Annotated in this window: 12 protein-coding genes; 9 read left to right on the top strand and 3 right to left on the bottom strand. The window is 65.9% G+C overall.

The window, feature by feature from the left end; translation table 11 throughout:
* A partial coding sequence (locus JYJ84_RS16485; protein ID WP_205189290.1) for a LysR family transcriptional regulator occupies positions 1-144 on the bottom strand: 144 nt, incomplete at its 3' end.
* Between the two features lie 127 nt (positions 145-271).
* Between JYJ84_RS16485 and JYJ84_RS16480 the strand changes: the two genes are divergently transcribed.
* Both JYJ84_RS16480 and JYJ84_RS16475 read left to right on the top strand, forming a co-directional pair.
* Complete coding sequence (locus JYJ84_RS16480; protein ID WP_175222594.1) at positions 272-850, top strand: DUF4865 family protein; 579 nt, start codon at positions 272-274, stop codon at positions 848-850.
* Positions 850-1,020 (top strand): hypothetical protein, encoded by a 171-nt coding sequence (locus JYJ84_RS16475; RefSeq protein WP_175222595.1) that lies wholly within the window; start codon positions 850-852, stop codon positions 1,018-1,020. The genes JYJ84_RS16480 and JYJ84_RS16475 overlap by 1 nt, the downstream gene beginning before the upstream one ends.
* Positions 1,021-1,095: 75 nt before the next feature.
* On the opposite strand, the gene JYJ84_RS16470 is transcribed toward JYJ84_RS16475, so the two are convergent.
* Positions 1,096-3,297 (bottom strand): glycoside hydrolase family 3 C-terminal domain-containing protein, encoded by a 2,202-nt coding sequence (locus tag JYJ84_RS16470; RefSeq protein ID WP_175222596.1) that lies wholly within the window; start codon positions 3,295-3,297, stop codon positions 1,096-1,098.
* A gap of 482 nt (positions 3,298-3,779) precedes the next feature.
* Positions 3,780-4,781 carry a polysaccharide biosynthesis/export family protein gene (locus JYJ84_RS16465; RefSeq protein ID WP_374102107.1) on the bottom strand — a complete coding sequence of 334 codons (1,002 nt, stop codon included), beginning with the start codon at positions 4,779-4,781 and terminating at the stop codon, positions 3,780-3,782.
* Here JYJ84_RS16465 and JYJ84_RS37835 point away from each other — a divergent pair.
* The 7 genes from JYJ84_RS37835 (at position 4,768) to JYJ84_RS16435 (ending at position 12,003) form a co-directional block, all read left to right on the top strand.
* Positions 4,768-5,271 carry a hypothetical protein gene (locus tag JYJ84_RS37835; RefSeq protein WP_236027279.1) on the top strand — a complete coding sequence of 168 codons (504 nt, stop codon included), beginning with the start codon at positions 4,768-4,770 and terminating at the stop codon, positions 5,269-5,271. The two genes, JYJ84_RS16465 and JYJ84_RS37835, sit on opposite strands and share 14 nt — an antisense overlap.
* A gap of 138 nt (positions 5,272-5,409) precedes the next feature.
* On the top strand, positions 5,410-6,456 hold the full coding sequence (locus tag JYJ84_RS16460; protein ID WP_122946818.1) for a dehydrogenase: 1,047 nt from the start codon (positions 5,410-5,412) through the stop codon (positions 6,454-6,456).
* A complete protein-coding gene (locus JYJ84_RS16455) occupies positions 6,453-7,034 on the top strand; it encodes a D-sedoheptulose 7-phosphate isomerase (protein ID WP_175222598.1) in 582 nt (193 codons plus the stop codon). Before JYJ84_RS16460 ends, JYJ84_RS16455 begins: the two co-directional genes overlap by 4 nt.
* Positions 7,031-7,762: a nucleotidyltransferase family protein gene (locus JYJ84_RS16450; protein WP_236027256.1), complete on the top strand. Its 732-nt coding sequence runs from the start codon at positions 7,031-7,033 to the stop codon at positions 7,760-7,762. Before JYJ84_RS16455 ends, JYJ84_RS16450 begins: the two co-directional genes overlap by 4 nt.
* Positions 7,752-8,324, top strand: coding sequence for a D-glycero-beta-D-manno-heptose 1,7-bisphosphate 7-phosphatase (gene gmhB, locus JYJ84_RS16445; RefSeq protein WP_174956433.1), 573 nt, complete (start codon positions 7,752-7,754; stop codon positions 8,322-8,324). Before JYJ84_RS16450 ends, gmhB begins: the two co-directional genes overlap by 11 nt.
* Before the next feature lie 232 nt (positions 8,325-8,556).
* The gene (locus JYJ84_RS16440) at positions 8,557-10,779 is read left to right on the top strand and encodes a GNVR domain-containing protein (protein ID WP_175222600.1); all 2,223 of its coding nucleotides are present in this window, start codon (positions 8,557-8,559) and stop codon (positions 10,777-10,779) included.
* Between the two features lie 42 nt (positions 10,780-10,821).
* The gene (locus JYJ84_RS16435; protein ID WP_205183236.1) at positions 10,822-12,003 is read left to right on the top strand and encodes a glycosyltransferase; all 1,182 of its coding nucleotides are present in this window, start codon (positions 10,822-10,824) and stop codon (positions 12,001-12,003) included.
* Positions 12,004-12,133 lie beyond the last annotated feature (130 nt).

The following is a 12,133-nucleotide window of genomic DNA, read 5'->3' as shown; positions in this document are numbered from 1 at the left end:
GCGGCCGAGGCCGTCTTCAAGCCGCTTGATCTTCAGGCTCACCGTGGACTGCGTCGTGTCCATCGCCTCGGCGGCCCGTGTGAAGCTCTTGAGGTCGGCGGTCAGCACGAACGCCTGCACGGCTTCGATGTCGAGCGTTTTCATCGCACACTCATCTATTTAGAAATCAAATCATTGAAATATTCTGCCATCGTATTTTCAAATGATTCAAGGTCTTCTACGCTGTTCTCGAGCCGTTCGGAATCTCCCTTTTCTTTCCCAGGAGTCGATCATGCTGACCGCGTACTACGTGCACCGCCTGCCGGCGGACTACGACCTCGACATCATCCGCAATCGCGTGCGCGAGCGCGGCAGGCTCTGGGACGACACGCCGGATCTGGTGTTCAAGGGGTTTCTGCTGCGCGAGGCCGGCCGCCACGGCGCGACGGAAAACGGCTATGCGTCGCTTTATCTGTGGCGCAATGAACGGGCGTTCGCCGGGTTTGTCACGGACGGCCGCTACCGGGTCGTGACGGACAGTTTCGGACGCGCGCCGATCGACGTGCAGGTCGCGCTCGATGCGCGCAAGGGCAGTGCGTCGACGGCGCGCTTCGTGTGGCTGGAAGCGATCGATATTCCGGCGGATGCCGACCTCGATGCGACGCTGGCACGGGAGGTCGCACGCAATCGCGAAGCGGCGGCGCGGCAGGGCACGGTCGCGGCCGCCGTCAGCCTCGATCCGCTGCGCTGGCGGCTGACGCGCGTGCTCGTTTCGGAACACGAACCGGACGACGGCGGCGCGGGCACGGTGTACCAGGTCCTGCATCTGGCCAGGCCGTTGCTCGATACGCTCGAGGGGAGCGGGGAGTGATGAACGGCGTCGCGTCGCAATCGCGGGCCGGGCCGGCGGATGGGGCGAGCGGCGCGCGATCGGCGCGATTGCCGGCCGGTCTGGTGATCGCCGCGCATCTGGCCGGGATGGCGGCGGGGATCGCCGCGATTGCCGCGCTCGCGACGTTGCTGGCGTTGCTGTTCCGGTAAGTTTCGCCGGTGCGGAGGGGGAATACGGAAGCGCCGGGCACGGCGTGCGCGGCGCTTCCGTAGGGTCATTCCTGCTCAGTGCCCCTGCAACCGGATATCCCGCGACGACGCGCCGACATACACCGTGCCGCCTGGCACCACACGCCAGCCGTTACGCGACGTATCCCACACGCTTTGCATCCGCGGCGACACGGTCACGCGCACACGTCGCGTCTCGCCCGGATTCAGCCGGATCTTCTCCCAGCCGACCAGCCGCTTCGGCGGTTCGTCCTTGTACGGCACGCCAAGATAGACCTGCGGCGTTTCCGCGCCGGCGACGCGTCCGTCGTTGCGCACCGTGAACGCGACGCTCAGCGACCCGTCCCATTGCTTGGACACCGACAGCCCCGAATACGCGAAGTGCGTGTACGACAACCCGTAGCCGAACTCGAACATCGGCTTGATGTTGCGCGCGTCATACCAGCGATAGCCCATGTTCAGCTTTTCCGCATAGACGGGATCATTGTCGAAGGCCCCGTTTTGCCCCCAGGCCGGCGAATCCTGATCGCGCGCGGGGAACGTGACGGGCAGCTTGCCGGACGGGTTGACTGCACCGAACAGCACGTTCGCGATTGCCTTGCCGCCGGCTTCGCCCGGATACCACGCCTCGACGATCGCGGACACCTGGTCCTTCCACGGCATCAGCACCGGGTTGCCGCTCTGGACGACGACGACCGTGTGCGGATTCGCGCGCGCGACGGCTTCGACGAGCGCATCCTGGTTCGACGGGTTCGCGAGGCTCAGGCTCTGGAGATCGCCGAAATCCTCGCCGGCCGGCTGCGCGACCACGACGATCGCGACGTCCGAACGGCCCGCGAGTGCCGCGGCCTGGTCGATCTCCTGCTGCGTGTACGCGCGGAACGGCGACTGCTGATCGCTGTTGCCCGCATACGTGACCTGCGCGGCCGGCGCGAGCGCGCGGATCGCCGCGACGATCGGCACGTCGACCTTCAGCCACGGATTGCGCCACCAGCTGCATCCCGTCGATGACCCGAACGTCAGGCCGCCGCAGCCCGCGAACGATCCCGATACAGGGGCGCGCGTGTTGCCCGAGCCGCCGCCCGACAGCACGGCCGCATCGGCATGGCCGCCGATCACGGCGATATGCGACAGCGCCGACGCGGCAAGCGGCAACTGGTTACCATCGTTCTTCAGCAGTACGATCGACTGCTCGGAGGCGGCCTGCGCGAACCGGTTCGCAGCGGCGAAATCGATTGCGCCGCCGCCCTTGGCCGGATCGTCCATCACGCCGACGCGGATCATCACCGCGAGTTTGCGCCGCACCATGTCGTCGAGCCGCGCCGTCGGCACCGATCCGTTTGCGATGGCCTGCTTGACGGCCGCCGGCGTCAGGTACACGCTCGGCCCGACGTCTTCCTCCTCGTCGAGCCCGGCGTTGATCGCGGCGGCGGCGCTGTGCGTCGCCCCCCAATCGGACTGCACCTGGCCCTGGAAGCCCCATTCGTTCTTCAGCACGTCGTTCAGCAGGTGAGGGTTCTCGCACGCATACGCGCCGTTCAGGCGGTTGTAGCTGCACATCACGCTGCCGGGCCGCCCGCGTTTCGCGGCGATCTCGAACGGCAGCAGGTAAAGCTCGCGCAGCGTGCGCTCGTCGATCTGCGTGTTGCCGCCCATCCGGCCGTGCTCCTGTTCGTTGCCGGCGTAGTGCTTGATGGTCGCGATGACTTTCTGCCGCTGCGTGGCGAGCGTGCGTTCGGCGAGCAGGTCGCCGGCCAGCAGCGGATCCTCGCCGAGATACTCGAACAGGCGGCCGCCACGCGGCTCGCGCGCGAGGTTGGTGCCGCCGCCGAGCCCCATGCCGAACCCTTGCGCACGCAACTGGATCGCGACCTGCTTGCCGTAGTCGTACGACAGGCGGCGATCCCAGCTCGCGGCGACGGCGATCGTCGCGGGGAATGTCGTGCTGGCCTGCGACGTGCTGCCGGAACCCGTCGCCGAATCGACCATGTTCAGGTCGGGAATGCCGAGCCGCGGCACGCCCTGGATGTAGCCGGCGCCGCCGCCCGGCACCTTTGACATTTCGTATTGCGAATGAATGAATTGAAGTTTCTCATCGAGCGTCATCTTGCGCACGAGCAGGTCCGCGCGCCGGACCGCCGCGGCCGATGCGAACGCATCGGTGGCGTCGCCCTGCGCGTTGAAATCGGCGTCGCCTGCGTAGGCGGTGGTGCAGAGGGTCGCTGCCAGCACGACGGCCGGCCAGAGTGTGTCCCGCATGTTGCTCTCCAAGATCGTATTGCCGGTTATTCGGATGATGTCTGGAGCTGCGCACGTCCGGTGGATTCGCACCGGACGCATTCGGCTGGCGATGCTGGGTGGTGACGCATCGGCATGCCAGGCCAGGCGGGGAATCGTTACGGCCGGTTGGGCTCGACCGGTACACGCGGACGGTGACGCACGGGCCGCCCGACGCTGCCGAATCGGATGTAGCGATCCTCTGCAGCGACCAATGGTATGAATGTAGTTTGACTACAGCATCGGTGTTTATACCGATACGTCCGATCTTTCTTCGGCAGGGTCGCGCGACGAGACGGAAACACGGTCATCGTTCCCGATTGCGGACGTGTGGCGGGGTAAGAAGTACCTGCGCAAACGCGTTTGCGCAGGGAAATGCGTTGAAGAGGGTGGCCCGGTTCGTTGCGTGCGCATCGAACCGGACCGGGTTCGCGCAGGCCGGCACGGCCGGCATGCGCGGAGACTTACTTCGTGACGAGCGCGCCGGTCAACCCGGCGCTGATCGCCGGCAGCAGCAGGTTCAGCACGCGGCTTGCGCGGACGAGCCCGGTGTTGTCGACATAGACGACGTCCTTCGACGCCAGCGGGAACTGGTTCGCCAGCAGCATCGACACCGGCGACTGCATGTCGAGGTGATAGATGACGGGTGCGCTGTCGGCTGCCTTGCGCAGCACGAACACCTGCTTGGCATTCGAGGTCTGCTGGTTGAGCTGGCCGGCTTGCGTGAGCGCTTCGCTCAGCGTGAGCGTACCGTCGCGCAGCGGCGCGACGGCTTGCGGCCTGACCACTTCGCCCATCACGTACACGGGATTGTCGTCGCGCGCGTCCACATGCAGCATGTCGCCGGGTTTCAGCATGATGTCCGCCGGATTCTTCCCGGTCTTCATCATCTGCGCGACGTTCAGCGGATAGATCGTGCCGTTGCGGGTAATCGTGACGCGGCTCTGATCCGCGGTCGGTGCAAATCCGCCCGCGCGGCTGACGGCTTCGATCAGCGTCATCGGAATGTCGTTGATCGCCTGCGCGCCCGGATTGCGCACTTCGCCGTCGATATAGACCTGGGTCGCGCGGAACGAAGCGACGCGAACCGTGACCTGCGGCTTGACGAACACCTTGCTGAGCTCGGTCCTGACCTCGTGCTGGATTTGCGCGACGGTTTTTCCGACGGCCTGGATCGGATGCGGGACGTACGGAAACTGCACGTTGCCGCTGCTGTCGACGACGAAGCCGGGCGCGGCGTCCGCGGACTTCGTGTTCTGCGTCGGCTGCCCGGCGGCGGTCGCGAATTCGGGGTGATCCCACACCGTGATCTGCAGCACGTCGCCGGCGCCGATCCGGTACATGTCCGACTTCGCGAACAGGTTCGGCGGGATGGACGCAGCGGGGGCGCGCTTCTGCTCGGCCCGGAGCTGCTCGATCTGCGTCAGGTCGATCTGCTTGACCGGCACCTGCATGTCGCTGGTCACGTCGCCGTTGTCGGCGGTCGTGACCGGTAACGCGGTCGAACTCATGTGCTGCCCCGGCACGACCGTGCATGCGGAAAGCACCGCGACGGTCGCGCAGGAGAGCGCGATGCACATGCCGCGCATGGCAGTGCGAGCGTGGCCCGGCGCCACGGAATCGAACGGTAGAACGTTTTTCATTTTTGTGTCCAGCATCGATGAATCGATTGATACGTTATCCGGATCGAATTCGAGCCGCTCGTCGCGTGCCCGTTTCGCTCTGAACATCGTGATGACGCTTCCCGGCGGCGTGCAGGCACCGGGCAATCGGCGCGTGTTCCACCGCGGCATCGCTCCCGACGGCAATTGTCAAAAACTGGCAATGACGGAAGGACGTCGTCGTGCGAGGGCGGGAACGTGCCGGCGTTTTTCATGTTGCTTCGCACGTCGCCGTACCGATCGCGAACAGAGCGTAACGCAGGTTGGACGCTTGGAAATTGCGGCGGCGGCTTAATGTAAGCCATCGCACGCAGCGTGCCGGACATCTATCGCATAGTGGCACCAACGAACATGACCGTGCATTTCCGGCGGAATGTGCGGGGGCGGGAATGGCATCGTGCCGGCGTCCGGCTCATTGTCTGCGAGAGATTTCATGACACGCTTCATTGCCCGTTCGAGGGCTCCTTTGCGGTTGGGTCTGGGCGGCGGCGGAACCGATGTGCCGCCTTATTCGGATCAGTTCGGCGGTCTGACGCTCAATGTGACGATCGAGAAGTTTGCGTACGCGTCGATCGCGCCGCGCGAAGACGCGAAGGTCGAGCTGGTCGCAGCCGATACGGACACCCGATGGATCGGCCCCGTGTCGCCGGTGCTCGAGGTGCAGAACGGGCTCGGGCTGCACGTCGGCGTCTACAACCGGATCGTCCGCGATTTCCACGGCGGCCACCCGCTGGCCGTCACGATCACGACGTGCTCCGAAGCGCCGCCGGGATCCGGGCTCGGATCGTCGTCGACGATCGTCGTCGCGCTGGTCAGGGCCTTCTGCGAACTGCTGTCGCTGCCGCTCGGCGAATACGACATCGCCCACCTCGCACACGACATCGAGCGGGAGGATCTCGGGCTTGCCGGCGGCAAGCAGGATCAATACGCGGCGACGTTCGGCGGGCTGAACTTCATGGAGTTCTACGGCGATCGCGTGATCGTCAATCCGCTGCGTATCAAGCAGGAAATCAAGGCCGAGATGGAGGCGTCGCTCGTGCTGTATTACACCGGCGTCTCGCGCGAGTCGGCGAACATCATCAAGGAGCAGAGCAGCAACGTGGCGGAAGGCGTGGTCGATTCGCTGGCCGCGCTGCACGAAGTGAAGGACGAAGCCGTTCGGATGAAGGAAGCCGTGCTGCGCGCCGATTTCGACGCGTTCGCCGCGTCGATGCGCGACGCGTGGGAATCGAAGAAGCGGATGGCGAAGAACATCTCGAACTCGATGATCGACGATCTGTACCGCGTCGCGGTGCGGGCCGGCGCGAAGGCAGGCAAGGTGTCCGGTGCGGGCGGCGGCGGCTTCATGATGTTCTTCGTCGATCCGGTCGAACGGTCGGCCGTGATGCGTGCGCTGGATGCATGCAACGGAATCAATGGGCAAGTGCTCAACTGTACGTTCACCGATATCGGTGCGCAGTCGTGGAGAAAGAAACAATGACGATCACGGTAGAGAGCGAAATTCGCCAGACGTTGTCGGTGCTGACGGCGCTCGTATCCGACGGGGAGCAACTGGCGCGGATCGGGCAGGTGGCCGGGCGCGTGACGGAGGCGCTGCGCGCGGGCAACAAGATCCTGCTCGCGGGCAACGGCGGCAGCGCGGCGGATGCGCAGCATATCGCCGGCGAATTCGTCAGCCGTTTCAACTTCGACCGGCCGGGGCTCGCGGCGTTTGCACTGACCGTGGACAGCTCGGTCATGACCGCGATCGGCAACGACTACGGCTACGAGAAGCTGTTCGAGCGCCAGATCCAGGCGACGGGACGCCCCGGTGACATCTTCTGGGCGTATTCGACGTCCGGGCGTTCGCCGAACATTCTCCGTGCGCTGGACGTGGCCCGGACGGCAGGCATGTTTTCGGTCGGGTTCACCGGCAACGGGCCCGGTGCCGCCGAGATGCGCACGCGTGCCGACCTCTGCATCGAGATTCCGTCCGCATCGACACCGAAGATCCAGGAAGGGCACCTCGTGTGCGGCCACATCATCTGCGGCATCGTCGAAGAGCGGATCTTCGCATGAGCGCGATGCTGCCCTGCCTGATCCTTGCCGGCGGCCTCGGCACGCGGCTGCGCCCGGTACTGGGCGATGCGCTGCCGAAGGCGCTCGCGCCGATCGACGGCGAGCCGTTTCTGTGCTGGATGCTGCAAGGGCTCCGGCAGCAGGGCGTGACGGAGGTGGTGCTGTCGCTCGGCTACGGCAGCGGCCCGATCAAGGCGCTCGTGACGTCGCGCGACTTCGGCATCGCGATTTCGGTGGTCGAGGAGGACGAGCCGCTCGGCACCGGCGGCGCGATCGTTCACGCGCTGAAGGCCCATGGCGAGCGCGACATGATCGTGATGAACGGCGATACGTGGTCGAACCTGGATTTGCAGGCGTTGTCGGCGTTCTATCGCGCGACTTGCCCCGATCTCGTCGTGGCGGCGACGCGGGTCGACGATGCGTCGCGTTACGGCACGCTCGAATTCGACGCGAGCTCACGCAGGCTGTCGGCATTCCGGGAGAAGCGCCCGGCGCAGGGCTACATCAATGCGGGCACGTATGTCGTCAACGCGCGAACGCTGCTCGGTTTCGTGCTGCCGGAGAAATTTTCGTTCGAGCAGGACTTCCTGTGCGATCGGGGGGAGGCGCTCGACATCCGTGTGTTCCCGGAGGTGACGACATTCATCGATATCGGTGTGCCGGCGGACTACCGACGTGCGCAAACGGTCATTCCGCCGATGCTGGAGACGCGAGCCAGTGAAGCGTAAGGCACTGTTCCTCGATCGCGATGGCGTGATCAATGTCGACACCGGCTATGTCCACCGGCAGCAGGACTGCGTATTCGTCGACGGCATCTTCGACCTCGTGCGGCTGGCCAATGCGACCGGTCACCAGGTGGTCGTCGTGACGAATCAGGCCGGTATCGGCCGCGGGTATTTTTCGGAGTCGCAGTTCGTCGCGTTCATGGACTGGATGCGGCGCAGGTTCGACGAGCGGGGCGCGAGAATCGACCGCGTCTATTACTGCCCGCATCACCCGGTGGCCGGGATGGGCCGCTACCGGCAAGCGTGCACATGCCGGAAACCGCAGCCCGGGATGCTGCACGATGCGCGGCGCGATCTCGGTCTCGACCTGTCCGCGTCGATCCTGGTCGGCGACAAGCAGTCCGATCTCGATGCCGGCGCGCGGGCCGGTGTCGGGCGTCGCTTCCTGTTGGTGGGCGACCCGCGCGGCCATGCGGAAGCCGATCCGGCGGCCGACGTCGTTACACGCTTGGCCGACATCGGTGCGGCGCTGCTGGGCACGGGAATCGCCGCCGCGGGGGCGTAGGTGGCGGCAGCATCGACGACTGCATGCCGGAATGAAACGAGCGAGGGCTCGAGTACGGACTGCCGGCCGTTGCGCCGGCCGGGCGGAAACGCACCGGGAATCCAGGTTCCCGGCGCGGTGCTTCCCGGATCGGCACTGAAGGGATTCCAGCCGGATTTTCAAAGACATGAACGTGAACAACAACGCGCGTAAAGCGGCGAAGCCAGCCGGATCTTCCATTCTGGAGTTCAGCATGAAGATGGATCGACCTGCATTTACCGGGCATGAAAACGAAACGAAACACGCCGGCCGGAATGCGACGCGGTTGTCGTCGGTCGATATGCTGGAGAACGTGCTCGACAACGGGCGCCTCTTCGCGGCCGTGTTCGCGGCCTGCCTGCTGCTGGCGATCGTCTATGCGATTGCGGCAACGCCGGTGTATTCGGCCGACACGCTGATCCAGATCGAAGAGAACAAGGCCAGCGCACTGGGATCGCTGTCGTCGATCTCCAAGGCACTCGATATCCAGAATTCGGCTGTGGTCGGCGAGATCGACATCGTCCGCTCGCGTTCGGTCGTCCTGGAGGCGATGAATGCGACAGCCGCACAGGCCGAGGTGTCGGTCGAGAACCGGTTTCCGGTCATCGGCGGCCTCATCGGTTCGCTCATGCCGAAGGACGCGAACGGTCTCGTCGAGGCGCCGCTCGGGATGTCGTCGTGGGCATGGGGCGGCGAGCGCCTGGAGTTCAGGGCGTTCGAGGTGCCGGCCGCGCAGGTCGGCAAGGCGCTGGCGTTCGAATATCTCGACGGCAACCGGTTTCGGCTGAAGGACCGCAGCGGTCAGGTGGTGCTGAGCGGCGTGGTCGGCGTGCCGGGCGCGAGCAACGGCTATCGCGTCGACGTGGCGCGGGTCGTCGCGCGCCCCGGTGCGGAATTCCGCGTGCGGCGCGTCGCGACCGACGTCCGTCTCGAAGCGATCCTGAAGAAGCTGGGCGTGACCGAGACGAAGCGGCAGTCGGGCATCATGCAGCTGAATTTCGAGGACGCCGATCCGGTCTTTGCCGCGCGCATGCTCAACGCAATCGCGACGGCCTACCTGAACTTCAACGCGAGACGCCGCGCCGACGATGCCGAGCGCAGCCTCACGTTCCTCAATGCGCAGATGCCGATCGTCAAGGCCCGGCTGCAACAGGCCGAACAGGCGCTGAACGCGTTTCGCAACCAGCAGGGCTCGATCGACGCGCAGGGCGACATCCGGCTGCTCGTCGAGCAACTGGCATTCGTCGACAAGTCCCGGCTCGAGACCAAGCTCGCGTACCAGGACCTGTTGTCGAAATACGTGCCGGGGCAACCGCAGGTCGTGGCGGCGGCCAACAAGCTGAAGGAACTCGACGCGCAGGCCACGGTGCTGAAGGAAAAGGCGGCACGGCTGCCGTCGCAGCAGCAGACGTACCTGCGTCTGGCGCGCGACGTCGAGGTCAACAATCAGCTCTATGTCGGGCTACTGAACAACACGCAGCAATTGCAGATCGCGGAAGCCGGCACGGTCGGCAACGCGTCGATCGTCGACAAGGCCGTCGTCGGCGACAAGCCGATCCGGCCGAAGCGCCTGATCGCGATTCTGGCCGGTGCCGTGACCGGACTGATACTGGGCTTTCTCGCGGCGCAGGGCCGCGCATTGCTGGCCGGGCGCATCCGGGATCCGCACGACCTGGAAGCGGCGCTCGGCATTCCGATGCTCGGCGTTCTGCCGAATTCGCGCCGCCAGGCCGAAGCGGATGCGGACCGCACACCGGCATTCACCGCGACGAAGGAACCGGCCGACGTGCCGCTGGCCGACGCGATGGACAGCCTGGCGCTGACGTTGCGGCACCGGCTGGCCGCCTATGGCGGCGACGCGAAGGTTGTGCTGGTGTCGTCCGCGGCGCCGGCGCAGGGCAAGTCGATGATTGCCGCCAATCTCGCGTACCTGTACGCCGAGAAGGGGCTCAAGACGGTGATCGTGGATGCCAACGTGCGCGCGCCGGCGCTGCATCGCTATTTGCCGGTCAAGGCGACGAAAGGCCTGTTCGACGTACTGAAGGGCGAACTGCCCGTCGATGACGCGATCACCGTCGTCGACGGTCGGCTCGATGCGCTGTCCGCCGGAAAACAGGCGGCGTCGACGCGCAACCTGTTCGACATGGCACGTCTCGATGCGCTGGTCGCGTCGTTGCGGAGCCGCTACGACATGGTCATCGTGGATGCGCCGTCCGCGTCACCGGTGGCCGACCTCGCGGCATTGTCGCGCGTGGCCGACATGACGCTGCTGGTGGCCCGCCAGGGTTCCGCGAACTCGGCCGGCCTCACGGACGCGCTCGACAGCCTGGGCAAGATCGGCGTGCGCATCGACGGGCTGGTGTTCAACGGCTTCGCACCGTCGCCGTTGCGCGGCGTCCGCCGGATCGGCGCCGGCTTCGCCGCGGCGCGCGCCTGATCGAACCGGTGATTCCATGGTATTGGGTGAGGGGCGTATCGCATGAGTGATTCGATGGCAAGCAAGGATGGATTGCGGCGCGTGGCGCAGGCGGTGCGGATCGTGTGGTTTCTCGGGCCGCGGCCGGTGAGCTGGAACGGCGTCATGCGATACAGCCTCAAATGTATCGACTTCATTCCGGCCTTGGCGGGATTTGACGTGGAGCCGATCGACATTCCGGCCGAGCCGCGCTCGTTTCGGCGCTACTGGACGCAGTTCGTGCTGTATCCGCTGCGTGCGGTCGCGGCGGCGCGCGCCGGGCACTTCGTGATGCTGTACCAGGAAGACCTGGCCTTCATGATTCCGCTGGTCCGGTGGGCGGGTGGCCGGGTCGGCATCGTGCTGCATCACGTGCCGCATCAGGGGCAGGTGCGCGGCGTCGTCGAGAAGCTGAAGAACGCGTACATGAAGCTGACGCAGTCGTTGATCGCGACGGCGGATGTGGTGCTCGTGCCCTCGGACATGACGGCGCAGGAAGCGCTGGCGGACCTTGGCATCCGCGCCGACCGGATACAGGTCGTGGCCAGTGCGGTCGACGATTGCTATACGCCGATCGACCCTGCCGTGCGCGAACGGGCGCGAGCGATGCTGCTGGCGCGTTTCGATATCCACGTCGACGCGGCGCTGGTCGTGCTGAACGTCGGTTCGGACGAAACGCGCAAGAACAATGCGACGCTGTTTCGCGCGCTGGCATCGCTCGGGCGCAAGGACGTGATGGTGTTGCGGGTGGGCAGCGCACAGAACCAGGCCAATCGCGACGAATGCCGGGACATCGCCGCACAGGCGGGAATCGCCGTGCATTTCGTCGAGAGCGTGGAAGACGAGGATCTCGGCTACTTCTTCCAGGCATCGGATCTGTACGTGTCGCCGACACTGCACGAAGGCTTCGGCCGCACGGTGATCGAAGCGCAGCTCGTCGGCCTTCCGGTCGTCGCGTCGGATTTGCCGGTGTACCGCTACACGATGGGCGAGTCGTTCGTAGCCGTTGCCGATCTGATGGATGCCGCTGAATGGGGCCGCCAGATCGAGCGCGTCTCGGGCACCCCGTCGCTGCAGGCCGAACTGGTGAGTGCCGGGCGGGCCAACGCCCAGCGCTTTTCGTCTCGCGCGGTCAGCGCGCAATTGCGCGACGCGCTGGACCGGGCCGTGCTCGAGCGACCGCGCGCAGGCCGGGCGGAAGCGTGAAAGAGGGGGTGACGCGCACGATTCAGGCCGACGGCCGGGCCGCGGCATTCGCGGGGCTGGCCGTGTCGACACTGTTCCTCCTCGCGCTGGCGATCAATGCGATGCTGCCGGCGCGCGGCGGCGAGGGGCC

It is taken from the genome of Burkholderia sp. LMG 13014 (assembly GCF_905232215.1).
GTDB lineage: Bacteria > Pseudomonadota > Gammaproteobacteria > Burkholderiales > Burkholderiaceae > Burkholderia.
Note: the sequence above shows the minus strand (reverse complement) of the source record. Positions and strands in the feature narration are given on the sequence as shown.